This is a genomic window from Agrobacterium tumefaciens, assembly GCF_005221385.1.
GTDB classification, from domain to species: domain Bacteria; phylum Pseudomonadota; class Alphaproteobacteria; order Rhizobiales; family Rhizobiaceae; genus Agrobacterium; species Agrobacterium tomkonis.
Window position 1 is genome coordinate 15,925 of the sequence record NZ_CP039903.1, and the last position, 24,991, is coordinate 40,915.

Annotated in this window: 21 protein-coding genes; all 21 read left to right on the forward strand. The window is 59.3% G+C overall.

Annotated elements, in window-relative coordinates:
- Positions 1-38 precede the first annotated feature (38 nt).
- On the forward strand, positions 39-2,282 hold the full coding sequence (locus CFBP6623_RS00095) for a hybrid sensor histidine kinase/response regulator (protein WP_046799330.1): 2,244 nt from the start codon (positions 39-41) through the stop codon (positions 2,280-2,282).
- Positions 2,283-2,379: 97 nt separating this feature from the next.
- Positions 2,380-3,261 carry a GNAT family N-acetyltransferase gene (locus tag CFBP6623_RS00100; protein ID WP_046799331.1) on the forward strand — a complete coding sequence of 294 codons (882 nt, stop codon included), beginning with the start codon at positions 2,380-2,382 and terminating at the stop codon, positions 3,259-3,261.
- A 180-nt stretch (positions 3,262-3,441) separates the two neighbouring features.
- Positions 3,442-6,093 carry a DNA mismatch repair protein MutS gene (gene mutS / locus CFBP6623_RS00105; protein ID WP_080842375.1) on the forward strand — a complete coding sequence of 884 codons (2,652 nt, stop codon included), beginning with the start codon at positions 3,442-3,444 and terminating at the stop codon, positions 6,091-6,093.
- Positions 6,094-6,239: 146 nt separating this feature from the next.
- Positions 6,240-9,068 carry a [protein-PII] uridylyltransferase gene (locus CFBP6623_RS00110; RefSeq protein WP_052820290.1) on the forward strand — a complete coding sequence of 943 codons (2,829 nt, stop codon included), beginning with the start codon at positions 6,240-6,242 and terminating at the stop codon, positions 9,066-9,068.
- A 7-nt stretch (positions 9,069-9,075) separates the two neighbouring features.
- Complete coding sequence (murJ, locus tag CFBP6623_RS00115) at positions 9,076-10,665, forward strand: murein biosynthesis integral membrane protein MurJ (RefSeq protein ID WP_046799334.1); 1,590 nt, start codon at positions 9,076-9,078, stop codon at positions 10,663-10,665.
- Complete coding sequence (locus CFBP6623_RS00120; RefSeq protein ID WP_046799335.1) at positions 10,665-11,069, forward strand: VOC family protein; 405 nt, start codon at positions 10,665-10,667, stop codon at positions 11,067-11,069. Before murJ ends, CFBP6623_RS00120 begins: the two co-directional genes overlap by 1 nt.
- 103 nt (positions 11,070-11,172) lie before the next feature.
- Positions 11,173-12,237, forward strand: a complete 1,065-nt coding sequence (gene trpS, locus CFBP6623_RS00125) for a tryptophan--tRNA ligase (RefSeq protein WP_046799336.1) — start codon at positions 11,173-11,175, stop codon at positions 12,235-12,237.
- A gap of 114 nt (positions 12,238-12,351) precedes the next feature.
- Positions 12,352-12,843 carry a universal stress protein gene (locus tag CFBP6623_RS00130; RefSeq protein ID WP_046799337.1) on the forward strand — a complete coding sequence of 164 codons (492 nt, stop codon included), beginning with the start codon at positions 12,352-12,354 and terminating at the stop codon, positions 12,841-12,843.
- Positions 12,844-12,985: 142 nt separating this feature from the next.
- Positions 12,986-13,549, forward strand: coding sequence for a NifU family protein (locus tag CFBP6623_RS00135; protein ID WP_052820288.1), 564 nt, complete (start codon positions 12,986-12,988; stop codon positions 13,547-13,549).
- Positions 13,550-13,570: 21 nt separating this feature from the next.
- Positions 13,571-14,239 (forward strand): tRNA (adenosine(37)-N6)-threonylcarbamoyltransferase complex dimerization subunit type 1 TsaB, encoded by a 669-nt coding sequence (tsaB, locus tag CFBP6623_RS00140; protein ID WP_046799339.1) that lies wholly within the window; start codon positions 13,571-13,573, stop codon positions 14,237-14,239.
- A 61-nt stretch (positions 14,240-14,300) separates the two neighbouring features.
- Positions 14,301-14,795, forward strand: a complete 495-nt coding sequence (locus CFBP6623_RS00145; RefSeq protein ID WP_046799340.1) for a GNAT family N-acetyltransferase — start codon at positions 14,301-14,303, stop codon at positions 14,793-14,795.
- 70 nt (positions 14,796-14,865) lie between these two features.
- Positions 14,866-15,294 (forward strand): Fur family transcriptional regulator, encoded by a 429-nt coding sequence (locus CFBP6623_RS00150; protein WP_046799341.1) that lies wholly within the window; start codon positions 14,866-14,868, stop codon positions 15,292-15,294.
- A 30-nt stretch (positions 15,295-15,324) separates the two neighbouring features.
- Positions 15,325-16,119 carry a lysophospholipid acyltransferase family protein gene (locus tag CFBP6623_RS00155; protein WP_046799342.1) on the forward strand — a complete coding sequence of 265 codons (795 nt, stop codon included), beginning with the start codon at positions 15,325-15,327 and terminating at the stop codon, positions 16,117-16,119.
- 66 nt (positions 16,120-16,185) lie between these two features.
- Entirely contained in the window at positions 16,186-17,589 is a 1,404-nt protein-coding gene (miaB, locus tag CFBP6623_RS00160; RefSeq protein ID WP_046799343.1) for a tRNA (N6-isopentenyl adenosine(37)-C2)-methylthiotransferase MiaB, read from the forward strand.
- A gap of 40 nt (positions 17,590-17,629) precedes the next feature.
- The gene (locus CFBP6623_RS00165) at positions 17,630-18,685 is read left to right on the forward strand and encodes a PhoH family protein (protein ID WP_046799344.1); all 1,056 of its coding nucleotides are present in this window, start codon (positions 17,630-17,632) and stop codon (positions 18,683-18,685) included.
- A gap of 10 nt (positions 18,686-18,695) precedes the next feature.
- Positions 18,696-19,202: an rRNA maturation RNase YbeY gene (gene ybeY / locus CFBP6623_RS00170; RefSeq protein ID WP_046799345.1), complete on the forward strand. Its 507-nt coding sequence runs from the start codon at positions 18,696-18,698 to the stop codon at positions 19,200-19,202.
- Between the two features lie 15 nt (positions 19,203-19,217).
- A complete protein-coding gene (locus CFBP6623_RS00175) occupies positions 19,218-20,363 on the forward strand; it encodes a hemolysin family protein (protein WP_046799346.1) in 1,146 nt (381 codons plus the stop codon).
- Positions 20,364-20,584: 221 nt separating this feature from the next.
- Entirely contained in the window at positions 20,585-22,174 is a 1,590-nt protein-coding gene (gene lnt / locus CFBP6623_RS00180) for an apolipoprotein N-acyltransferase (protein WP_052820283.1), read from the forward strand.
- 133 nt (positions 22,175-22,307) lie between these two features.
- The gene (locus CFBP6623_RS00185; protein WP_046799453.1) at positions 22,308-22,727 is read left to right on the forward strand and encodes a helix-turn-helix domain-containing protein; all 420 of its coding nucleotides are present in this window, start codon (positions 22,308-22,310) and stop codon (positions 22,725-22,727) included.
- A 188-nt stretch (positions 22,728-22,915) separates the two neighbouring features.
- Positions 22,916-24,178, forward strand: coding sequence for a methionine adenosyltransferase (gene metK / locus CFBP6623_RS00190; protein ID WP_046799348.1), 1,263 nt, complete (start codon positions 22,916-22,918; stop codon positions 24,176-24,178).
- A gap of 111 nt (positions 24,179-24,289) precedes the next feature.
- On the forward strand, positions 24,290-24,988 hold the full coding sequence (gene trmB, locus CFBP6623_RS00195) for a tRNA (guanosine(46)-N7)-methyltransferase TrmB (RefSeq protein ID WP_046799349.1): 699 nt from the start codon (positions 24,290-24,292) through the stop codon (positions 24,986-24,988).
- Positions 24,989-24,991: the final 3 nt, after the last annotated feature.

The window sequence follows — 24,991 nt, forward strand, 5'->3', positions numbered from 1 at the left end:
CAAACATATCAAAACCGCTGCCGTGGTAGCGGTTGGATATGAGCGAACTGGCAAAACTTCGGGAAAAAGTTTCAGACGGCCTTGGGCTGGCACCTGTAGCGGCGCAGCCGGGAGATCGTGTCGACGCAACAAGGCAGCATGCCGGCGCGGAGCACGAGATCGGCTCAGGGCCGATTTCCTCGTACATTGCCATTTCGTTGTCGGTCGGTGCATTTTCCGCCGCGCTGATTGCGCTTGCAGTGCCCTATGCGGTCACCGTTGCCCTGGCATCCTTCTTTGGCGTCGTGCTCGTCGGTGTCCTTTTCTACGCGCTGTTCGGCAAAACTGCCCCAGGTAAAGTTGCGCTGGCCGAGGATTTGGATGTTCGTCTGCGGCAGACGCAGAACCGCTCGCTGATCGCCGAAATGCAGGAATCCATGGGTGATATCGTCGTCATCCGCAATCTGGATCGGCGCATCGTCGAAGCAAACAGGATTTTTCGCGAAATGACGGGATGCTCGGCCCCTGAAGGGTTGAGTTGTGAGGAAATCGGCATTGCCTTCCGTCCGGGCGACAAGGTTCACGCCTATGACGTGGAGATCGCCACCCCTTTCGGACAGCGCATCTTCTCCTGGCACGATGCGGTAACCCGCGATCTGGCCAGCAGCCGTCTTCTCATCAGCAGCATCGCCAGAGACGTGACGGAAGAGCGGCTTGCGCTTGCCGAAAGGGAAGACGCCCGCTTACGCGCCGAAAAGGCCGATGCGGAAAAGGCGAGGCTGCTTGCCACGGTAAGCCATGAAATCCGTCTGCCGCTTTCCGGCATGCTCGGTATGAATCATCTGCTGTCACAAACGAAGATCAACGAAGAGCAGCGTAATTATCTTGACGGCATGAAGCAGTCCGGCCAGTCGCTGGTGCAGCTCGTTGAGGATCTGCTGGATTATTCGACCATGGAGGCGGGCCGCTTCAAGCTCAATCCTCGGGCGGAAAACCTGCGGCGGTTGATCGAGAGCATTGTCGAGATGCTGGCGCACCGCGCCCACGAAAAAGGGATTGAAATCACCTCCTTCGTCAGCCCTGACGTGCCCGATTATCTCGATTTCGACCCGGCAAGACTGCGGCAGGTTCTGTTCAATCTTCTCGGAAACGCCGTCAAATTCACTCGAGAGGGTGGGGTTGTCATCCGGGCGCGCATGGTCGAGGGCGAATTGCAGATGACGGTTGAGGATACCGGTCCGGGCATGAGCGAGAGAGAACAGGCCCGTATCTTCGGTGAATTCGAGCAGGCAGGGCCGATGTCGCAGCGAAGCGCCGGCACGGGCCTCGGGCTTGCGATTTCCGCCCGCATCGTGCGGGAATTCGGCGGCAGCCTCACGGTTTCGAGCCACAGGGGCAGGGGCAGCATCTTCACGCTTTCGTTCCGTCCGGGCGGCGCGCCTGCTGCAATGCCGGATCCGGGCCGGCGCCACTGCCTGCAACACACGAATGTCCTGCTGATTGCGCCAAAGGGTGTGGCCGCAGCGGTGACGATGGAGGCAATAGAGGCCTTTGGCGGTAAATGTGTTCTCGTCCATCAGCCGGAAGATTTGCAAAGACTGCAGGATGGGGCAGCTGACCTCGGCGCCGATCTCACCGATATTATCGTCGACCGGCGCGTTTCACTCCTGTTCAGGGATGCCCTCAAAGATTGGCCGCAGCAGAATATTCGCCGCACCCTGCTGGTAAGCCCGGAGGAACGGCCTTCGACCATGCATGTCTCCTTCGACGCCTGGCTGATCCGGCCGCTGCGCGAAAAATCACTGATCGACGTCCTCTGTGGCCGCCTGCGCGGCATAGAGCGCCGTGACGCGCTGAACGACAACCACCCCGATGTGGGCTTTTCATCTCGGCTGAAGGAAGGGGCAAGTGGCGTCGATATTCTCGTGGCCGAGGATGATGCCGTCAATGCGCGCATCATCCGGGCGGTCCTGGAGAAGAGCGGCTATATCGTTCGTGCCGTCGATGATTTTCAGGCGCTGCGTCAGTCTTTGGCGCCGGGTGCTGCCCGTTTGCCCCACCTCATCATCTCGGATCTCAATATGCCGGGTGGCGAGGGGCTTGAGGTGCTGCCGGAACTTCTCGGCACGTTGGAGGGTGAGAGAAATATTCCCGTCATCGTGCTCAGTGGCGATGCACGTGCCGACACGGCCGAAATCCTGCTAAAAGCCGGTGCGGCCAAGGTTTTGGCCAAGCCAACCGACCCAAGACAGCTGGTCGAGGAAATCCGTCGTATGCTGGAGGCGAAACGCCTTTCCCCATAATAGCTTGACAGACTCGCGCTGGCTTCATTTTGTCACTATTCTGTCGTCAATTAGTGATTTATGACAGGAAAATTCTTTGGTGGCGGAGCGATTCCCCATGGTTGCCGAAATCTTCAATCACGACATTTGTGAAAACAATGTTGTCATTCCCCCACGTCCTGAGTCGACTCAGGGTAATGAGGGTCTTTTCGGTCGTATCGGTACATTGGAAACCCGGCTCGCGAGAAATGAGCGCGAGATCGATGCCGCGCAATCCGTGCGTTACAAGGTTTTCGTTGAGGAAATGAATGCGCGCCTTCCCGCGGACGCGATGCGGCGCAAGCGCGACATCGACGCCTGGGACAGTGTCTGCGACCACCTGCTCGTACTGGACAAGGCGATCGAAGGTGACAGCGAGGACCAGATCGTCGGCACCTACCGTCTGCTGCGCCAGGAAACGGCGCTCGCCAATAATGGTTTTTATTCCGCCAGCGAATTCGACATTGCCGGGCTGGTTGCGCGCCATCCGGGCAAACGTTTCATGGAGCTTGGCCGCTCCTGCGTGCTGCCCGAATATCGCACCAAGCGCACGGTCGAGCTTCTGTGGCAGGGTAATTGGGCCTATGCGGTAAAACATCGCATGGATGCCATGATCGGCTGCGCCTCCTTCCCCGGCGTGCAGCCGGAAACCCATGCGCTGGCGCTCTCCTTCCTGCATCATAATTGCGTTGCAAAGGGCGAGTGGGAGGCTTCTGCGCTTCCCGAGCTTTACCGCGAGATGGACCTGATGCCGGCGGAAGCGTTGAATACCCGCAAGGCGCTGAATGCCATGCCGCCGCTGATCAAGGGTTATATGCGTCTGGGCGCCATGTTCGGTGCCGGCGCGGTGGTGGACCATGCCTTCAATACGACAGACGTCCTGGTGGTTCTGCCTGTCACGTCCATTGCCGGTCGCTATATCAGCTATTACGGCGGCGAGGCCGAGCGCATCAACGGCTGACCGGCTTTTTGCCGGATGTTCCTGTGGGCAGCGGGCCCGCGCGTGTTGTCTTGGGGCGGACATTCCCGCTAGTGTCGGCGCTTGTTTTCCGCAACACGATATGACATCGGCAGGCCATTGACGGACGTTCTGACAACCGCTTCCTTGATCACGGAGGAGAGCCGCGCTTCGGCCACTCCGATGATGGAACAATATATCGAGATCAAGGCGAACAATCCGGGTTCGCTGCTGTTTTACCGCATGGGCGATTTTTACGAATTGTTCTTTGACGATGCGGTCGAAGCCTCCCGTTCTCTGGGCATCACGCTGACGAAACGCGGCCAGCATATGGGATACGATATTCCCATGTGCGGCGTTCCCGTGCATGCGGCGGATGATTATCTCCAGAAACTCATCCTGCGCGGTTATCGTGTCGCCGTCTGCGAGCAGGTGGAAGATCCGGCGGAAGCGAAGAAACGCGGATCGAAATCGGTGGTTCGGCGTGATGTGGTGCGGCTTGTCACGCCCGGCACGCTGACCGAAGAAAAGCTGCTGTCGCCGACGGAATCCAACTATCTGATGGCGCTTGCCCGTATTCGCGGCAGTGCCGAGGCGCAGTTTGCGCTGGCGTGGATCGATATTTCCACCGGCGTCTTCCGTCTGGCGGAAACCACGCTGACGCGGCTTCTCGCCGATATCTGGCGTATCGACCCGCGCGAGCTGATCGTTGCCGACAGCCTGTTCCATGACGAGGAACTGCGGCCGGTCTTCGATGTGCTTGGCCGCGTGGCTGTGCCGCAGCCCGCAATCCTCTTCGACAGCGCCACGGCGGAAGGGCGCATCGCCCGTTACTTCAACGTCTCGACGCTCGATGGTTTCGGCACCTTTTCGCGGGTGGAAATGGCTGCGGCGGCCGCGGCCGTCGCCTATGTCGAAAAGACCCAGATCGCCGAGCGTCCGCCGCTGGGGGCGCCGGAACGTGAAAGTGCGGCCTCCACCCTTTTCATCGATCCCGCCACCCGCGCCAATCTGGAACTGGTGAAGACGCTATCAGGCGAAAGGGACGGATCGCTGCTGCATGCCTTGAACCGCACGGTCACGGGCGGCGGCGCACGGATGCTGGCCGAGCGGCTGATGTCGCCGCTCACTGACCCGGACAAGATCAATGCCCGCCTTGATGCGGTGGCTTATCTCATCGATGACGTCTCTCTCTGCGATGACCTGCGCGATGCCCTGAAACATGTCGCGGATATGCCGCGCGCACTATCCCGCCTTGCGCTGGAGCGCGGCGGCCCGCGCGATCTCGGCGCTATCAGGCAGGGGCTGGCTTCGGCTGAAAAAATCGCGACTATTCTCGATGGCGGGTTGCTGCCGGATGAACTGGCGACGGCTCTCAAGGATCTGAAAGCCTTGCCGGGCGGGCTGGAAGCCATGCTCGGCTCGATGCTTGCCGATGATCTGCCGCTTCTGAAACGCGACGGTGGTTTCCTGCGTGACGGCGCCAATCCCGAACTCGATGAGGTGCGGGCGCTGCGCGACCAGTCGCGCCGGGTGATCGCCGGTCTGCAGCTGAAATATGCCGATGAGACCGGCATCAAGTCACTCAAGATAAAGCACAATAACGTTCTCGGTTATTTCATCGAGGTGACGGCGGGCAATGCGGATGTGATGATGGCGACGGATGAGGCTAAGGCGCGCTTCATCCATCGCCAGACCATGGCTGGCGCCATGCGTTTCACCACCACCGAGCTTGCCGATCTGGAAAGCCGCATCGCCAATGCCGCAGCGCAGGCTCTGACAATGGAGCTGGAAGCCTTCGCCCGCATGGTCGAGGCCGTGGTGCAGCAGGCGGAAGCGATCAAGGCCGGTGCTTTCGCACTCGCTGTCATCGACGTTGCCTCAAGCCTTGCGTATCTGGCTACCGAACAAGCCTATTGCCGCCCGATCGTCGATGCTTCCATGACCTTTGCGATCAAGGGCGGGCGGCATCCGGTGGTGGAGCAGGCGTTGCGACGGCAGTCTGCTGGACCCTTCATCGCCAATAATTGTGACCTTTCGGCCGTCAATGGTGGCAAGAACGGTGCGATCTGGCTGCTCACCGGCCCCAACATGGGCGGTAAATCGACTTTCCTGCGCCAGAATGCTTTGATCGCCATTCTGGCGCAGATCGGCTCGTTCGTTCCGGCGGAAGCTGCTCATATCGGCATCGTCGACCGGCTGTTTTCTCGCGTCGGCGCTTCCGACGATCTGGCGCGCGGCCGCTCGACCTTCATGGTGGAAATGGTGGAAACCGCTGCCATCCTCAATCAGGCAACGGACCGTTCGTTGGTCATTCTGGACGAGATCGGCCGGGGTACTGCAACCTTTGACGGTCTTTCGATCGCCTGGGCGGCGGTGGAGCATCTGCACGAGGTCAATCGCTGCCGTGGCCTCTTCGCCACCCATTTTCACGAGCTGACGGTGCTGTCGGAAAAACTCGGCCGCCTCTCCAATGCCACGATGCGGGTGAAGGAGTGGGAGGGCGACGTTATCTTCCTGCACGAAGTCGGACCAGGTGCAGCGGATCGCTCCTACGGTATTCAGGTGGCGCGGCTTGCGGGCCTCCCGGCATCGGTGGTGGAGCGTGCGCGCGAAGTGCTGACGAAACTGGAAGATGCCGACCGCAAGAACCCGGCCAGCCAGCTGATCGATGATCTGCCGCTGTTCCAGATCGCGGTTCGCCGCGAGGAAACTCGCAAGGCCGGACCATCGAAAGTTGAAGAATCATTGAAGGGGATCAATCCCGACGAAATGACGCCACGTGAGGCATTGGACGCGCTCTATGCGTTAAAGAAAGAACTTGGCAAGGCTTGAACTTTCTTGCGCATCGAATTTTCCGAAAACCGCTGACACTTTTCGGTTCGATGCGGAGACTGCCTGTCCATCGCCTTTAAAACTCGCTATAGGACACTCCCATCGCAAGCGGTGGGATTTCCCACAGGACATGGATACCGGCATAGATGGCCATCAAGGACCTGGATTTTTCCGAAATTCTCGATGTCTCGGCGCTGAAGCGCGACTGTGACATCATCTTCAAGGAAGATGGCAAGCGCATCGCCGATGTCAGGTCCGATCTGCTGCCGCTGTTTCGCAAGGCCAGCACCGAAGGCCGGGAAAAGGTCCGCGAACTGCTGAAAGCCGATGGCAGCGGCATTGATTGCGCCCGCCGCATTTCCTGGCTTCAGGACCGTCTGATCGAGACGCTTTATGATCTTGCCTGCCAATATGCCTATCCAAAGGATGCCCCGCAGATCGCGGTGGCGGCAGTCGGCGGTTACGGCCGCGGCACGCTGGCGCCGGGATCGGATATCGACCTGCTGTTTCTGCTGCCGGCCAAGAACACGCCCGACATGCACAAGGCTGTCGAGTTCGTGCTCTATCTCCTTTGGGATCTCGGCTTCAAGGTCGGCCATGCCACCCGCACAGTGGATGAGTGCATCCGCCTGTCCAAATCCGATATGACCATCCGAACCGCCATTCTGGAAGTGCGGGCGATCTGCGGTAAGAAATCCCTGACCGACGATCTGGAAAAGCGCTTCGAGGCGGAAGTCGTCACCGGCACCGGCCCGGAATTCATCGCCGCCAAGCTTGCCGAGCGTGACCAGCGTCACCGCAAGGCGGGCGATACGCGCTATCTGGTGGAACCGAACGTCAAGGAAGGCAAGGGCGGGTTGCGCGACCTGCATACGCTGTTCTGGATCGCCAAATATTATTACCACGTCCGCGATACCGCCGATCTCGTCAAACTCGGCGTCCTGTCAAAGTCCGAACTCAAGCTGTTCGAAAAGGCCGATGATTTTCTCTGGGCCGTCCGCTGCCAGATGCATTTCATCACCAATAAAGCGGAAGAGCGCCTTTCCTTCGATATTCAGCGTGAGATCGCCGATGCGCTGAACTACCAGCCGCGCCCCGGCCTTTCCGCCGTCGAACGCTTCATGAAGCACTATTTCCTCGTGGCAAAGGATGTGGGTGACCTGACGCGCATCGTCTGCGCTGCACTGGAGGACCGGCAGGCGAAGGATGTGCCGGGTCTTTCGGGCGTTCTCAGCCGCTTCGCCCACCGCGTCCGCAAGATTCCGGGGTCGGTGGAGTTTGTCGAGGACCGGGGGCGCATCGCGCTGGCCAAGCCTGACGTCTTCAAGAACGACCCGGTCAACCTCATCCGGCTTTTCCATATTGCCGATATCAACAACCTCGAACTTCATCCGGATGCTTTGCGTGTCGTCACGCGCTCGCTGTCGCTCATCAATGAAGAGCTGCGGGAAAACGAGGAGGCGAACCGGCTGTTTCTTTCGATCCTCACCTCGCGGCGCGATCCCGCATTGACGCTCCGGCGCATGAATGAGGCAGGCGTTCTCGGCAAATTCATTCCGGAATTTGGCAAGATCGTCGCGATGATGCAGTTCAACATGTATCATCACTATACCGTGGACGAGCACCTGATCCGCTCGGTCGGCGTATTGTCGGAGGTGGACAAGGGGACGGCTGTGGATGCCCATCCGCTTGCCAACCAGCTGATGCCGGGCGTTGAGGAACGCGAGGCGCTTTATGTCGCCGTGCTGCTGCACGATGTGGCAAAGGGCCGGCAGGAGGACCACTCGATTGCCGGCGCGCGCGTGGCCCGCAAGCTCTGCCAGCGTTTCCGCCTCACCGGCAAGCAGACCGAAACCGTCGTCTGGCTCATTGAGCAGCATCTCCTGATGTCCATGGTCGCCCAGACACGCGACCTGCACGACCGCAAGACCATCACCGATTTTGCCGACAAGGTGCAATCGATGGAGCGGCTGAAGATGCTGCTCATCCTGACGGTCTGCGATATCCGCGCGGTCGGCCCGGGCGTCTGGAACGGCTGGAAGGGGCAATTGCTTCGCTCGCTGTATTATGAAACCGAACTGCTTCTCTCCGGCGGCTTCTCGGAAGTCTCTCGCAAGGAACGCGCGCAGATCGCTCGGCAGGCGCTATACGACGCCCTCGATGACTGGGGCCAGAAGGCGCGGCGCAAATATACCAAGCTGCATTACGAGCCCTATCTGCTGACGGTGGCGCTGGAAGACCAGGTGCGCCACACCCGCTTCATCCGTGAGGCCGACAAGCAGGAAAAGGCGCTGTCGACCATGGTGCGCACGCATTCCTTCCACGCCATCACCGAAATCACCGTGCTGGCGCCCGACCATCCGCGCCTTTTGTCGATCATCACCGGTGCCTGCGCTGCGGCCGGCGCCAACATTGCCGATGCGCAAATCTTCACCACATCGGATGGACGGGCGCTCGATACGATCCTCATCAATCGCGAATTCCCGATCGACGAGGATGAGACGCGGCGCGGCAACAATGTCGGCAAGCTCATCGAGGAGGTTCTATCCGGCAAACAACGCCTGCCGGAAATGATCGCGACGCGCACCAAGAGCCGCAAGAAAAAAAGCGCCTTCATCATTCCGCCCTCGGTCATCATTTCCAACGGGCTGTCGAACAAGTTCACCGTTATCGAAGTCGAGTGCCTCGACCGGCCGGGTCTGCTGGCGGATATGACGGCTGTCATCGCCGATCTGTCGCTCGATATTCATTCCGCCCGCATCACCACCTTTGGCGAAAAGGTCATCGACACCTTCTATGTGACTGATCTCTTCGGGCAAAAGGTGACGAACGATAATCGGCAGGCCAGCATCGCCACGCGCCTGAAGGCTGTGATGAGCGAGCAGGAAGACGAATTGCGCGACCGCATGCCGAACGGCATCATCGCCCATCCCGACGTGGCGGCACTGCCGGCCGCGCGCACGGCAAAGGCTTGAAGCGCCCATGAGTCTGATCGGCAAGTTCGCCACCGTCGGCACCGCCACGCTGGGCAGCCGCATTTTCGGCTTCCTCCGGGAAACCCTGATGGCTGCCGCCGTCGGCACCGGCCCAGTGGCCGATGCCTTCAACGCCGCTTTCCGTTTTCCGAACACCTTCCGGCGACTTTTTGCCGAAGGCGCGTTCAACTCGGCTTTCGTGCCTCTCTTCGCCAAGGAAATTGAGGCGAACGGCATGGAGGGCGCAAGGCGCTTTTCCGAGGAAGTCTTCGGCGTCCTGTTCACCGTGCTTCTGGCCCTGACAATTCTGATGGAACTGTCGATGCCGTTCATCGTGCGCACCGTGATTGCGCCGGGCTTCCTCGAAGACCCGGTGAAATTCGATAACACCGTCCATCTCGCCACCATCATGTTTCCCTATCTCGCCTGCATGTCGCTGGCGGCGATGATGGGCGGCATGCTGAATTCGCTGCACCGTTATTTCGCAGCCGCGATTGCTCCGGTTTTCCTCAATATCATCCTCATCGGCGTGCTCGCCTGGGCATGGTGGAAGAATTACGATCCCCTGCAGGTCGGTTATGCGCTCTCCTGGGGGGTGATGGTGGCGGGTCTGGTGCAGCTTGCCATCGTCTGGATCGCCGTGCGCAATGCCGGCATGCGCATCGGCTTCCGCAGGCCGCGGCTGACCAAGAATGTGCAGCGCCTTCTGGTCCTTGCCCTGCCGGCGGCAATCACCGGCGGCATCACCCAGATCAACCTGCTCATCAACACCAATATCGCCTCCGCCGGCGAAGGGGTGATCTCCTCGCTTGCCTATGCGGACCGGATTTACCAGCTACCGCTCGGCGTGGTCGGTATCGCCGTCGCCACCGTGCTTCTGCCGGAACTGGCGCGCGCCCTGCGCGGTGGCCATATGGTCGAGGCGGGCAGCCTGCAGAACCGTTCGGTCGAATTCGTGCTGTTCCTGACCTTGCCCGCTGCCGCTGCCCTTCTCGTCATGGCGGAACCGATTGTCCGTTTTCTCTATGAGCGCGGCAATTTTTCGCCGTCCGCCACCATCACGGTTGCGCAGATCCTCGGCATCTATGGTCTTGGCCTGCCGGCTTTCGTGCTGATAAAGGCTTTCATTCCGGGCTTCTTCGCCCGCGAAGACACCCGCACACCGATGATTTTTGCGGCAATTTCCGTGGTGGTGAACGTCTCCCTGGCGCTGACGCTGTTTCCGCGTCTCGGCGGTCCGGGCATCGCCATTGCCGAGATCACCGCCGGCTGGGTGAATGCCGCGTTGCTTTTCGCCATGCTTTTGTGGCGCGGCCACTGGCAGGTGGATATTCCGCTGCTCACCCGCATTCCGCGACTGCTCCTGGCTGCCGCCCTCATGGCGGGCTTCGTCCACTATGCGCTGACCTGGCTGAGTTTCGAGCTATCTTCGGCCTCGTCGATTTTCGTCCGGGCCGGCACCATCATGGCTCTCGTTTTCGCGGCCATGCTGGTTTATTTCGTGCTGGCCTTCGTTTCGGGTGGGGCCGATATCGGCATGGTCAAGCGAGCCGTCCGCAAACGCGGCAAAAAGAACGTCGAGACGGAGGCAGGCTGATGTCCTTTGCTGAGAACCGCCGCGTGGCGCTCGTCACGCTTGTCGTGGATGATTACGACCGGGCGAAGGCGTTTTATTGCGAGGTTCTCGGGTTCGAATGCCTTTCCGATCAGCCTCTCGGCGATGGCAAAAGATGGTTGGTTGTGAAGCCGCAAGGCGCTGATGGCTGCGCTGTTCTGCTTGCCCAGGCCGATGGCGAACCGCAGCGGTTTGCCATCGGCAACCAGACCGGCGGGCGTGTCGGGTTTTTCCTGCATACGGACGATTTTCAAAGAGACTATGAGACCATGCTCGCCCGCGGCGTGCGCTTTCTGGAGGAACCGCGCCACGAGGTTTACGGCTCCGTCGTGGTCTTTGCCGATCCTTATGGAAATCGCTGGGATCTTCTTCAGCCGCGCGGCTGACATGCCCTGAAACCGCTTGATTGCGAGGGGCTGCGGGTGCATAAGCGCGCGTGCAATTCCAACCATGGGGCGGGGCCCTCCACAAGCCTTTTCGAGGACGACAATGAACGTATTCAAGCCGCTGGTTTTCTCGGGCGTCCAGCCGACCGGCAATCTGCATCTCGGCAATTATCTCGGCGCTATCCGCAAGTTCGTGGCTTTGCAGGAAGATAACGACTGCATCTATTGCGTCGTCGACATGCATGCCATCACCGCCCAGCTCGTTCATTCCGACCTGAAGGCGCAGACCCGCTCGATTGCGGCCGCCTTCATCGCCTCGGGCATCGACCCCGTAAAGCACATCGTCTTCAACCAGTCGGCAGTGCCGCAGCATGCGGAACTCGCATGGGTGTTCAACTGCGTGGCGCGCATCGGCTGGATGGAGCGCATGACGCAGTTCAAGGACAAGTCCGGCAAGAATGCCGAACAGGTCTCGCTCGGTCTGCTTGCTTATCCGAGCCTGATGGCTGCCGACATTCTCGTTTACCGCGCCACCCACGTTCCCGTTGGTGATGACCAGAAGCAGCATCTGGAACTGGCCCGCGATATCGCCCAGAAATTCAACATCGATTTCGGCGACCATATCCGCAACGCCGGTCTTGGCCTCGATATCAAGGTGGGCGACGAGCCGGTGCATGCCTATTTCCCGATGGTGGAGCCGCTGATCGGCGGCCCGGCGCCGCGCGTCATGTCCCTGAAGGACGGCACCAAAAAGATGTCGAAGTCCGACCCGTCCGACCTGTCGCGCATCAACCTGATGGACGACGTCGACGCGATTTCGAAGAAGATCAAGAAGGCGAAGACCGATCCTGACGCGCTGCCGAGCGAAGTGGAAGGTCTGAAGGGCCGCCCCGAGGCGGAAAACCTCGTCGGTATCTATGCCGCTCTCTCCGACAAGACGAAGGCGGACGTTCTTGCGGAATTCGGCGGACAGCAATTCTCGGCCTTCAAGCCGGCGCTCGTCGAACTTGCCGTCAATGTGCTCGCTCCGGTCAATAACGAGATGCGCCGCCTTCTCGATGACCCGACCCATATCGACGCCATCCTCAAAGAGGGCGGTGAACGAGCGCGCGCCATTGCCGAAAAGACGATGAACGAGGTGCGCGACATCATCGGCTTCCTGCGCTGAGAGGTCGCTGCCGCGCTGATGCGGCGGGCGGTTTGCGCCTGCCGTGATTTGATATAATCTCCGCCCGAACCGTCGGGCGGTTTCTCGGATCACGGCGGATTGAGGGAGTGCGGAATGGTTTCAACACGGCTGTCGCGTCTGGAAGGGCATCGTCGCAAATTTCTCGCTGTTATCGATGACACACCGGAATGCGAAAGGGCCGTGCATTATGCCGGTCGTCGCGCCAAGAATTCCAATGGCGGGCTGGTGCTGCTCTACATGATCCCGGAAGGCGATTTCCAGCAATGGCTGGGCGTCGAGCAGATCATGCGGGCCGAGGCGCGCGAGGAGGCGGAAGCCACCCTCGCCAAGATCGCTCAGAAGGTGCGTGAGACAATCGGCATCGAGCCTGAAGCGGTGATCCGCGAAGGCAGCGCCACCGAGCAGATCCACGGGCTGATCGAGGAAGACCGCGATATCGCCATTCTTGTGCTGGCGGCGGGATCGACAAAGGAAGGGCCGGGGCCGCTCGTTTCTTCCATCGCCGGGCGAGGGGCAGCCTTCCCCATTCCCGTCACTGTCCTGCCGGATACGCTGACGGACGAGGAAATCGACGCGCTCTGCTGATCCGGGTTTCGGACAAGATTTAGGGGCTGACGATTTCTTGAATGTAATTATCATGTCAGGGCTTGAAGTGAAGCTTCGCCGGGCGTATTTTGGAAGAATTCTAAATTACGGGGCGTGAACCGCGACCTCGAAGGAGACGATGATGTTCATTCAGACGGAAGCCACGCCCAACCCCGCCACGCTGAAGTTTCTGCCCGGCAAGGTGGTGCTGGAAAGCGGGACAGCTGAGTTTCTCAATCCTTCGCAGGCGCAGGCTTCTCCGCTGGCAGAGCGTCTCTTTACGATTCCCGGCGTCACCGGCGTGTATTTCGGCTTCGATTTCATAACCGTCACCAAAGACGATGCGGAATGGCAGCACCTGAAGCCCGCCATTCTCGGTTCGATCATGGAACACTTCATGTCCGGCCGCCCGATCATGGGTACGGCGATTGCGGCGGAAGTATCGGACGAAGAGGACGAATTTTTCGAAGAGGGTGACGAGACAATCGTCGCCACCATCAAGGAACTGCTGGAAACCCGCGTGCGGCCCGCAGTTGCACAGGATGGCGGCGACATCACGTTCCGCGGTTTCCGTGATGGCACCGTGTTCCTGAACATGAAGGGCGCCTGCTCCGGCTGCCCGTCCTCCACCGCCACGCTGAAGCACGGCGTTCAGAACCTGCTTCGCCATTTCGTGCCGGAAGTGCGCGAAGTCGAAGCGGTATGACATCGTAAGCCAGGTCCCGACATGATTGTTCTCGCACTCGACACCTCAGGTGTGGATTGTTCCGCCTGCGTCTATGACAGCGCCTCCGACAGGGTGCTCGGCGAGGTGTGCGAAATGATCGGAAAGGGTCATGCCGAAAGGCTGATGGCCGTGATCGATGGCGCCCTGCAGCAGGCACAGCTTCCGCTCCAGAAGGTTGAGCGCATAGCTGTGACCATCGGTCCGGGGTCCTTCACTGGCATCCGTGTCGGTGTTGCCGCCGCGCGTGGCTTTGCCCTGTCGCTAGGCGTCGAGGCCGTCGGTGTCACCACACTTGAAACGCTCGCGCTGCATCATCTTCTGACAAATCCCGGCCGGCCCGTGGCCGTCGGGCTGGATGCCAAGCGCAACGAAGCCTATCTCCAGACTTTCGCGGCGGATGGATCGCCGCTCGCTGAGGCGATGCTTTTGTCTCTGGATGACGCCAGGGGCGTTCTTTCCGGTTTCGACGGCGCCGTGATTGGTTCGGCCGCGCCGCTGTTTGCAGGAGAGGAAATCGGCTCGGGGCCGGACCATTTCCCGATTGCCTCGGTTGCACGCTCGGCGGCGCGCAAGCAGGCGGGTCAACCGAAACCTGCGCCGCTTTATCTGCGCGGTCCGGATGCCCGTCCGCAAACCGGTTTTGCGCTGGCACGCCAGGACGTTGCCTGATAGGGCATTGCCTGTGAATGATTCCTGTAATGCCCGATTCTTGTGATGCCAGATTCCTATTATGTTTGACGAATATCTGAGCTGGAAACCCTATTTCGAGATCGTGCCGATGCAGCATGAGGATTGCGCCGCGGTGGCGGAACTGCATGCGCTGCGTTTTCCGCGCGCCTGGAATGACGGGGAGTTTTCCGGGCTGTTGACGCAAGGTTCGGTTTTCGGTGCCGTCGCGCGTCAGACCAACGCGTTCTTCAGCAGGCCGCTCGGGGGGTTCGTGCTCGCAAGGGAAGTTGCAGGCGAGGCGGAAATCCTGACGGTTGCCGTGGCTGACAAGTTCGGACGCACCGGTCTTGGCTGGCGCCTGATGCAGTCGGCGGTGCGCGAAGCGATGATGCGCGGCGCTGAAACCATGTTTCTCGAGGTGGACGACAGCAACACCTCCGCTCTCGGGCTTTATAAAAAGCTCGGCTTCAAGACGGTTGCGGAGCGCAAGGCCTATTACACCTCCAGGGATGGAACCAAGTCGACGGCGCTTGTCATGCGCCGCGATCTTCGCTAGTTCCCTGCGACAGGCATTTTTTCGGCGAAAGCCGCAAAATTCAACCGGAATACTCAAAAGGCCAGAAGACGTGATAGACCTTTCGAAAACGCTGGAGGAGCTTTGTGCCGAGCGCGGCATGCGGATGACGGACCAGCGCCGCGTCATTGCCCGTGTCCTGCAGGAATCGGCCGACCATCCCGATGTCGAGGAACTGTACCGCCGTTCCTCCGCCGTGGATCCGCGCATCTCGATTTCCACCGTCTACAGAACGGTGAAGCTGTTCGAAGACGCCGGTATCATCGAACGTCACGATTTTCGTGATGGCCGTTCGCGTTATGAGACCGTGCCTGAAGAGCACCACGATCATCTGATCGATCTGAAGAACAGCGTGGTCATCGAGTTTCATTCGCCGGAAATCGAAGCGCTTCAGGAAAAGATCGCCCGCGAGCATGGCTTCAAGCTGGTGGATCACCGGCTGGAGCTTTACGGCGTGCCGCTGAAGCCCGACGAACGCTGAGACGCCGGTGAACAAGCGGGCGTTTCACTCATGATGTGGCTGCGCACAGCCTATATCGCGATCGTTCTCCTGATCGTCACGCTCATCCTGCTGCCGCTGCAACTGCTGGGCCTTGCCTTCGACTGGCGGCTGCGCCGCCGTATCCCGCGCCTCTGGCATCGCATCGCCTGCCATGTTCTCGGCATTCGTGTGCATGTTCACGGAGAGGTGGAGCGGGCAAAGCCGCTGATGCTGGCGGTCAACCACGCCTCGTGGAAGGATATTCTCGTTCTCGGCAGCATTGCCGACGTGGTGTTCATCGCCAAGACGGAAGTACGGGACTGGCCGGTTTTCGGCTGGCTCGCCCGGCTGCAGAAAAGCATCTTCGTTCAGCGTGAGCAGAAGCGCAGCACCGGCGCGCAGGTCAGCGAAATCGCCAGCCGCATGGCTGATGGCGAGATTGTCGTGTTGTTCCCCGAAGGCACCACTTCGGATGGGAACCGAATGCTGGCGGTGAAATCCTCGTTGTTCGGTGCCGCCTCCACCGCCGCTGAACAGGTGCCGGGCAAGCTGGTTTATGTGCAGCCGGTTGCGATTGCCTATACGCGGGTGCATGGCATGGCCATGGGCCGTTATCATCGCGTCATTGCCGCCTGGCCGGGCAGCATAACGCTGGTGCCGCATCTGCTTGGCATCATCAAGGCCGGCGCCATTGATGTGGACGTGACCTTCGGCGAGAGCGTTCCATTTCACAGCACGGATAACCGCAAACGACTTTCGATCGATATCGCTGCTTCCATCCGTTCCATGCTGGCCTTCAGCCTGCGCGGCGGCTGGCGGAAATAGCGGTGTCGTCGCTCTTTCCGGGATTTTTTTGTTTAATCTGGCTAGGAAAAACACTAAATAGCGGCCATGACCCAGGAAACGCTTGGCCTTGACGCCCAACACATGATCGCCCGCGAAGGCTCTAACAGCCGCAAGGTCTTTATCAAGACCTATGGCTGTCAGATGAACGTCTACGATTCCGTCCGCATGAGCGATGCGCTGGCGAAGGATGGTTACGTTCAGACCGAGGATATGGGTGAGGCGGATCTGGTTCTCTTGAACACCTGTCATATCCGCGAAAAGGCAGCTGAAAAGGTCTATTCGGCGCTTGGCCGTCTGCGCGACATGAAAAAATCGCGGCAAGAGCAGGGCCGCGAATTCATGATCGGCGTTGCCGGCTGTGTGGCGCAGGCGGAAGGCGAGGAAATCCTTCGCCGTGCACCTGCCGTCGATGTCGTCATTGGCCCGCAGACCTACCACCGCCTGCCGGACGCTCTGAAGCGGGTACGCGGCGGTGAACGCGTCATCGAGACCGAATATGCGGTCGAGGACAAGTTCGAACATTTGCCGGTAGCTGAAAAGGCGACGTTGCGCACCCGCGGCGTCACCGCCTTTCTGACCGTGCAGGAAGGCTGCGACAAGTTCTGTACCTTCTGCGTCGTGCCCTATACCCGTGGCTCGGAAGTCTCCCGTCCCGTGCGTCAGATCGTCGATGAGGCGATGAAACTGGTGGATGCCGGCGTGCGCGAGATCACGCTGCTTGGCCAGAACGTCAACGCCTGGCAGGGCGAGGGTGCCAAGGGCGAGAAATGGGGCCTTGCCGAGCTGCTTTACCGGCTGGCGGAAATTCCGGGCCTTGCACGGCTTCGCTACACCACCAGTCATCCGCGCGACATGGATGATCGGCTGATCGGCGCCCATCGCGATCTGCGTATCCTGATGCCCTACCTGCATCTGCCGGTGCAGTCAGGATCGGATAACATTCTGAAAGCCATGAACCGTCGCCATACGGGCGAGGAATATATCCAGCTTATCGAAAAAATCCGCGCCGCCCGCCCTGATATCGCCATGTCGGGGGACTTTATTGTCGGCTTCCCCGGTGAGACGGATCGCGACTTCGAAGACACGATGGCGATGGTCGAGCAGGTGAAATACGCGCAGGCCTTCTCCTTCAAATATTCCACCCGTCCCGGTACGCCGGGCGCCGATCTTACGGATCAGGTTGCGGAAGAGGTGAAGGCCGAGCGGCTGGAACGATTGCAGGCCCTGTTGCTGCGGCAACAGAAGGAATTTGCGGAATCGCTGGTCGGAAAGACCATGGATGTGTTGCTGGAAAAGCCCGGCCGCATGCCTGAACAGTTGATAGGTCGCTCTCCCTGGCTGCAATCCGTGAATCTTGATGCAAAGACTTTGAAAATCGGTGACATTGTTAATGTACGAATCACCGCAACGGGTCCAAACAGCTTGTTTGCCGAGGTGGCAGAGAGTTAGAGTGAGGAGCCGACACTGATTGGGACAGGAGCCTGACCGCTTGAACGCACATGAATTGGTATCACCTTCATCGCGCCAGCCACGCCAAGCCGCGACCGACGCCAATCACTTCGTCCTCACGTTCGAGAATAACAGGATAGCGGGAGAGCTATTCGGTCAGTTCGATCAGAACCTGAAATTGCTGGAACAGCGCCTCAACATCGATGCGCGCCCGCGCGGCAATTCCGTCGCCATCACCGGTGATGTCGTCGCCACCAATCAGGCTCGCCGGGCGCTGGATTTCCTCTACGAACGGCTGCTCAAGGGCGGAACCGCCGAGGTTTCCGATGTGGAAGGCGCGATCCGCATGGCGATGGCCGCAGATGATCAACTGACCTTGCCGACGATGGAGCGCAAGGCGAAGATTTCCATGGCGCAGATTTCCACCCGCAAGAAGACCATCGCTGCTCGCACGCCGACGCAGGATGTCTATATGCGGGCGCTGGAGCAATCCGAACTGGTTTTCGGCGTCGGCCCCGCCGGCACCGGCAAGACCTATCTGGCCGTGGCGCATGCCGCACAGCTTCTGGAGCGCGGCGCGGTTGACCGTATCATCCTGTCGCGTCCTGCCGTCGAAGCGGGTGAGCGCCTGGGCTTCCTGCCGGGAGACATGAAGGAAAAGGTCGATCCCTATCTTCGTCCGCTTTATGATGCGCTTTATGACATGATGCCGGGTGACAAGGTGGAGCGCGCCATTCAGGCGGGTGTCATCGAAATTGCGCCGCTCGCCTTCATGCGCGGCCGCACCCTTGCCAACGCCGCCGTTATTCTGGACGAAGCCCAGAACACCACGACCATGCAGATGAAGATGTTCCTGACCCGTCTCGGCGAAAACGGCCGCATGATCGTGACCGGCGACCCGAGCCAGGTGGATTTGCCGCGCGGGGTGAAATCCGGCCTTGTCGAGGCCCTGCAAATCCTTGGGGATGTCGAAGGCGTGTCGGTCGTGCGCTTCAAGGATGTCGACGTCGTGCGTCATCCGATGGTGGCGCGCATCGTCAGGGCCTATGAATCCCACACGGCAGTGCCGGATGAAAGCCTCGTGAAGGGCAACTGACGTAAAGACAATGACAGCTCTGGATATTCAAATCAGCGTCGAGGCCGAAGGCTGGTCCTCGGAAGAGGACTTGGCTGTCTTTGCAACCAAAGTGCTGGATGCGGCGGTTGATTTCCTGAAGCGGGAAGAGGAGCAGCCCTTCCCGAAAATGCCGGTGGAACTGTCGCTGGTCTTTACCGATGACGAAAATATTCGGGAAATCAATGCAGAGTGGCGCGACAAGGACAAGGCGACCAATGTCTTGTCTTTCCCCGCTTTTCCGCTGGAACCGGGTGGTATGCCCGGCCCGATGCTGGGCGATATTGTCATCGCGCGCGAGACGGTTGAGCGTGAGGCCCTTGAACTTGACAAGAGTTTCGAGGATCATCTGACCCATCTGCTCGTTCATGGGTTCCTGCATTTGTTTGGTTATGACCACATGGACGAGGAGGAAGCGGAAGAAATGGAGTCGCTTGAGACTCGCATTTTGGCGGTGCTTGGCCTATCTGATCCATACGCGGGTCAGGAACCGCTTTGAATATTGTCTGGAGCCATGAACGAACATTCTGCACGACCTGCCAATGAGGGCAGAGAAAACGGCGAGCAGTCCTCTTCGGAGGAAGGCAGTAGTCATTTACGTCAAGACTACAATGCAAAGCCAAGATCGACGATCTGGTCGCGCATCGCACGGTTGCTAAGACCGTCTCAGGGCGAGCGCCTGCGCGAGGATTTGACCGACGCGCTGATGGACGACACCGAAATTGGCGCTGCCTTTTCGCCCGAAGAACGGGCGATGCTGAACAATATCCTCCGTTTCCGCGAGATCAGGGTCGAAGATATCATGATCCCGCGGGTCGATATTGACGGTCTCGACCAGAACATGACCATTGGCGAGGCCCTGATCCTCTTTGAGGAAACCGGACGCTCCCGTATGCCGGTCTATGATGAGACGCTGGATGACCCGAAGGGCATGATCCACATTCGTGACCTGCTGGCCTATGTCGCCAAGCAGGCGCGCAACAAGCGCCGGGCGGGATCACGCAGCGTCGCTTATGGTGAAGTAAAGGCGCCGCGTTCGCCGCGACCGAACTTCGACCTGGCACGGGTCGATCTCGAACAGACGGTTGCCGATGCCGGGCTCGTGCGGAAAATTCTGTTCGCGCCGCCCTCCATGCTGGCCTCCGATCTCTTGAAGACGATGCAGGCCCAGAGAACCCAGCTCGCGCTCGTGATCGATGAATATGGTGGCACGGACGGTCTCGTCAGCCACGAGGATATCGTCGAGATGGTCGTGGGCGACATCGATGACGAGCACGACAAGGACGAGGCGATGTTTTCGCGCCTGTCCCCGGATGTGCTCGTGGCCGATGCCCGTGCGGAACTTACGGAACTTGCCGAGGCGATCGGGCCGGAATTCGATGTTCGCGAACATCTGGAGGAAATCGATACGCTCGGCGGCCTCATCTTCTTCGCGCTCGGCCGTATTCCGGCCAAGGGCGAGGTGGTCAGGGCCGTTCCCGGTTTCGAGTTCCAGATTCTCGATGCGGATACACGGCGCATCAAGGGCGTCCGCATTGTCCGTGATCACGGCTCGGAAGGGCAGGATGATCGCGCGCCAGGCGATGCCCGCACGAACGAGGTGATTGCGCTGCCCGCGCCGGATATGCGCCTTATCACTCACCAGCAGAATGCCGACTGAACAGGACCGACGGGGTAATACCCGTCGGTTCGCTGGTTCAATATGGATTCGCCCGCTTTGAATGCTCCTGTGGGCCGATGAAATGTGCGGCGGATCATCAGGGCTTTCTCCACTCCTGTGGACTGCGAATCTTTTTTCCGTTACTCCGGGTTTGAGGGAAAATTCCGCGGCGCGGCCTTGCCGGGAGCGGTCTTTTCCGGACGCGCATAAACGGAGATGGCATGGAGCGTCTTGCAGGCAGGGTAATGCTGGCCGGTGGCAAAAGCCGCGCAGTGATGGCGATTGCCGCAGGCGCGGTTGGTGCGCTGGCTTTGCCTCCATTCGGTTTTTTCGCGGCGCTGTTTTTCTCCTTCACCCTGCTTGTCTGGCTGGTGGACGGCTGCACCGGTAAGCCGGGCGGCGGCATATTCAGCCGCATCCTGCCGGCTTTTGGCATCGGTTGGTGTTTCGGCTTCGGCTATTTCGTGGCGGGTCTTTGGTGGTTGGGCAATGCCCTGTTGCTGGAGGCAGACGAATTCGCCTGGGCGCTGCCGCTCGCCATCATCGGCCTTCCGGCTCTTCTTGCGCTGTTTTATGGTTTTGCAGTCGCTGCGGCCAACATCGTCTGGTCGGATGGTCTCGGCCGTATCGCCGCCCTTGCCGCCGCATTCGGCTTGTTTGAATGGCTGCGCAGTTTTCTTGCGACTGGATTTCCCTGGAACGCCATCGGCTACGGCATCATGCCCATTCCGGTCATGATGCAGTCCGCGCACCTGCTTGGACTTTTCAGCGTTACCACGCTTGCGGTTTTTATCTTCGCTGCTCCCGCTTTGATCGGCACAAAAAAAAGCATGTGGCCGGGCCTCGCTCTGGCGGGTCTGCTGCTGGCCGGCCATTTTGGTTACGGCTTCTATCGCCTTCAGGCACCGGTTGAGACACCGGCGGACGCGCTGACCGTCAGGATCGTACAGCCCTCCATCGATCAGTCCCGTAAAATGCTGAACGCCGACCGGGCAGAGATCTTTGGCGAACATCTGCGGTTGACGGCGCTGCCTCCCGGCGAAGGGAAAAAGCGCCCTGATATCGTCGTATGGCCGGAAACCTCCGTACCTTTCATCCTGACGCAGAACCCCGACGCTCTGGTGGAAATCGCAAAAACGCTGGAGGACGGGCAAATCCTGTTCACCGGCGCTGTCAGAATGGAAGACCAGGGTGCCGGTCGGCCGCCGCGTTATTACAATTCAGTCTACGCGATCGACAGCCAGGGCGAAATCATCGCGGCAAGCGACAAGGTTCACCTGACACCGTTTGGGGAATATGTTCCCTTCGAAGGCGTTTTGCGGGAGTTCGGCATCGATAATGTCATCAGCCTGCCGGGTGGTTTCTCGGCCGCCTCGTCGCGCACGCCATTGACGCTTCCTTCCGGCAAGACCTTCTATCCCCTGATCTGTTACGAGATCATTTTCCCCGGTGAGATGACGCCAGGTCTGGCGGGTTCGGCGGCAATTCTGAACGTGACAAATGACGGCTGGTTTGGCGACACGCCTGGCCCTTACCAGCATTTTCTTCAGGCCAGAGTCCGGGCTGTTGAAACCGGCGTGCCGGTGATTCGCGGCGCCAATACCGGAATTTCCGCCGTCATAGACCCCTATGGGCGCATTATCGCCGGGTTGGATTACGGTCGGGTTGGCATTGTTGACGCCACTTTGAGTGGTGGGTCCAACGACGCATTTACTTACGACACACATCGGACGTATTTCTGGTTGATTTTTTCAATCATGCTGATCGTTGCGGTATTTCCTGCCTGGAGTTTTGCTCGGCGTCAGAATTGACCGGGAACTCCCACAATTGCATAGTGAATACGTCAGTCGTAAAACAAGTTTAGACGCTGTCGAAATGCCGGCTCATTTCTTCGAATAGTAATGAAGCGAGATATCAACCCTTTCCGAGTGTCAGGACCGCATGATGACCGAGAATAAGAAAAAGCCTAATCCCATCGACATTCATGTCGGAAGCCGAATTCGTCTTCGCAGAACCATGCTGGGCATGAGCCAGGAAAAGCTGGGCGAAAGCCTTGGAATTACCTTTCAGCAAATCCAGAAATATGAAAAGGGCACGAACCGCGTCGGTGCGAGCCGCCTTCAGAATATTTCCGCGATCCTCAACGTTCCGGTGTCCTTCTTTTTCGAAGATGCTCCCGGCGATCAGGTTGGCGGCGCGACCGGCATGGCGGAAGCCTCCAGCTCCAACTACGTGGTTGACTTCCTGTCCTCGGCTGAAGGTCTGCAGCTGAACCGCGCTTTTGTGAAGATCGCCGATCCCAAGGTCCGCCGTCGTCTCGTTGATCTCGTCAAGGCGCTCGCCGCCGAAGGAGACGCGGAGTAAGTCTCCACAGATGATGCCCATAATTTCCGGCAAGGGCGCCGGACACTCAACGGTCCGCAAGGACCGTTTTTTTGTGCCAGATTAGAAAGGAATTCTCACATAAAGATATATTTATGTGGTTGTGTCCTTGTCTTTCATGGCCGAAATGACTAACAAACTCGAAGACCGTTCTTTGAGGGGAATCCCGCATGCGTGCCAATTACCTGTTCACCAGCGAGTCCGTGGCCGAAGGTCATCCGGACAAGGTTTGTGACCGTATTTCCGATGAAATCGTAGATCTCATTTATCGTGAAGCGTCCAAGACGGGTGTTGACCCATGGACCGTGCGCATCGCATGCGAGACGCTTGCGACGACCAATCGTGTCGTTATCGCCGGTGAGGTTCGGGTTCCCGATACCCTGCTGAAGAAGGACAAGGACGGCAAGGTCGTCAAGGACGCCTCTGGCCATCCGGTCATCAATCCTTCCAAGTTCAAGTCCGCGGCCCGCAAGGCAATCCGCGACATCGGCTACGAGCAGGATGGTTTCCACTGGAAGACGGCCAAGATCGACGTTCTCCTGCATCCGCAATCGGCAGACATCGCGCAGGGCGTCGACAATGCTTCCGACAAGCAGGGCGACGAGGGTGCCGGCGACCAGGGCATTATGTTCGGTTATGCCTGCAAGGAAACGCCAGATCTGATGCCGGCTCCGATCTATTATTCGCACCGTATCCTGCAACTGCTCGCCACCGCCCGTAAAAGCGGCGAAGGCGAAGCGGCAAAACTCGGACCCGACGCCAAGAGCCAGGTGACCGTTCGTTATATCGATGGCAAGGCCGCCGAGGCCGTTTCCATCGTTCTGTCCACGCAGCATCTCGATGCAAGCTGGGATTCGAAGAAGGTTCGCGCCGTTGTCGAGCCCTATATCCGCGAAGCTTTGGGCGACCTGAAGATCGCTGATGATTGCCAGTGGTACATCAACCCGACGGGCAAGTTCGTCATCGGTGGTCCCGACGGCGATGCCGGCCTGACCGGCCGCAAGATCATCGTCGACACCTATGGCGGTGCCGCCCCCCACGGCGGTGGTGCATTCTCCGGCAAGGACACAACCAAGGTCGACCGTTCGGCTGCCTATGCCGCCCGCTATCTCGCAAAGAATGTTGTTGCCGCTGGTTTTGCCGAGCGCTGCACGATTCAGATCTCCTACGCGATCGGCGTTGCCCAGCCTCTGTCGGTCTATGTTGATTTGCACGGCACGGGCAAGGTCAGCGAAGACCAGATCGAAGGCGCGATCCGCAAGGTCATGGACCTGTCGCCGTCGGGTATCCGTCGTCACCTCGATCTTAACAAGCCGATCTACGCCAAGACCTCGTCCTATGGCCACTTTGGTCGCAAGGCCGGCCGTGACGGCTCCTTCTCCTGGGAGAAGCTTGATCTGGTGAAGCCGCTCAAGGAAGCCTTGAGCGCATAAGCCTTGTCATTCGACGGCGATTGAGAGATACCGTCTGCATCTTTGTAACCCGCATAGTGCCATTCATCTGGCGCTGTGCGGGTTAAATCTATTTGTTCTTGAGAGTATGACATGACGGAAGAACGGCGTTCGCGCGCAACGGAAGCGTTTTTTGGCAGACGCAAGGGCAAGCCTTTGCGCAACCAGCAAATCGACACGATCGAAAATCTGCTGCCTTTGCTGAAAATCGATCTGGAGAGCGCACCACCGCAAAATCTGGTGGCTCTCTTTCCCGCGGATGTAAGATCGGTCCGTCTGGAGATCGGTTTCGGCGGCGGCGAGCACCTTGCCCATCGCGCGGTTGAAAACCCCGAGACAGGCTTTATCGGCGTCGAGCCCTTCGTCAATTCAATGGCCAAGCTGCTCGCAACAGTGCGTGAACGCGAGCTGATGAATATCCGTCTTTACGATGATGATGCGACGCAATTGCTGGACTGGCTGCCGGAGGCTTCGATCGATCACATTGACCTTCTTTACCCCGATCCCTGGCCGAAGAAAAAGCACTGGAAGCGCCGTTTCGTCTCCGACGTCAATCTGGCCCGTTTCCACCGGGTGCTGAAACCCGGTGGCAAGTTCTGCTTCGCGTCGGATATCGATACCTACGTCAACTGGACGCTGCAGCATTGCGCCCGTCACGGTGGTTTCGAATGGACGGCGGCGACCGCTGACGACTGGCGCACGCCCTATGCCAACTGGCCGGGTACGCGTTATGAGAACAAGGCGAAAAGAGAAGGCCGCAGCTCGGCCTATCTCACTTTTATTCGTCGCTGAGCG

Coding starts and splice junctions, on each gene's coding strand:
- CFBP6623_RS00095 (WP_046799330.1), top strand. CDS start 39: ATGAGCGAACTGGCAAAACTTCGGGAAAAAGTTTCAGACGGCCTTGGG.
- CFBP6623_RS00100 (WP_046799331.1), top strand. CDS start 2,380: ATGGTTGCCGAAATCTTCAATCACGACATTTGTGAAAACAATGTTGTC.
- mutS (WP_080842375.1), top strand. CDS start 3,442: ATGATGGAACAATATATCGAGATCAAGGCGAACAATCCGGGTTCGCTG.
- CFBP6623_RS00110 (WP_052820290.1), top strand. CDS start 6,240: ATGGCCATCAAGGACCTGGATTTTTCCGAAATTCTCGATGTCTCGGCG.
- murJ (WP_046799334.1), top strand. CDS start 9,076: ATGAGTCTGATCGGCAAGTTCGCCACCGTCGGCACCGCCACGCTGGGC.
- CFBP6623_RS00120 (WP_046799335.1), top strand. CDS start 10,665: ATGTCCTTTGCTGAGAACCGCCGCGTGGCGCTCGTCACGCTTGTCGTG.
- trpS (WP_046799336.1), top strand. CDS start 11,173: ATGAACGTATTCAAGCCGCTGGTTTTCTCGGGCGTCCAGCCGACCGGC.
- CFBP6623_RS00130 (WP_046799337.1), top strand. CDS start 12,352: ATGGTTTCAACACGGCTGTCGCGTCTGGAAGGGCATCGTCGCAAATTT.
- CFBP6623_RS00135 (WP_052820288.1), top strand. CDS start 12,986: ATGTTCATTCAGACGGAAGCCACGCCCAACCCCGCCACGCTGAAGTTT.
- tsaB (WP_046799339.1), top strand. CDS start 13,571: ATGATTGTTCTCGCACTCGACACCTCAGGTGTGGATTGTTCCGCCTGC.
- CFBP6623_RS00145 (WP_046799340.1), top strand. CDS start 14,301: ATGTTTGACGAATATCTGAGCTGGAAACCCTATTTCGAGATCGTGCCG.
- CFBP6623_RS00155 (WP_046799342.1), top strand. CDS start 15,325: ATGATGTGGCTGCGCACAGCCTATATCGCGATCGTTCTCCTGATCGTC.
- miaB (WP_046799343.1), top strand. CDS start 16,186: ATGACCCAGGAAACGCTTGGCCTTGACGCCCAACACATGATCGCCCGC.
- ybeY (WP_046799345.1), top strand. CDS start 18,696: ATGACAGCTCTGGATATTCAAATCAGCGTCGAGGCCGAAGGCTGGTCC.
- CFBP6623_RS00175 (WP_046799346.1), top strand. CDS start 19,218: ATGAACGAACATTCTGCACGACCTGCCAATGAGGGCAGAGAAAACGGC.
- lnt (WP_052820283.1), top strand. CDS start 20,585: ATGGAGCGTCTTGCAGGCAGGGTAATGCTGGCCGGTGGCAAAAGCCGC.
- CFBP6623_RS00185 (WP_046799453.1), top strand. CDS start 22,308: ATGACCGAGAATAAGAAAAAGCCTAATCCCATCGACATTCATGTCGGA.
- metK (WP_046799348.1), top strand. CDS start 22,916: ATGCGTGCCAATTACCTGTTCACCAGCGAGTCCGTGGCCGAAGGTCAT.
- trmB (WP_046799349.1), top strand. CDS start 24,290: ATGACGGAAGAACGGCGTTCGCGCGCAACGGAAGCGTTTTTTGGCAGA.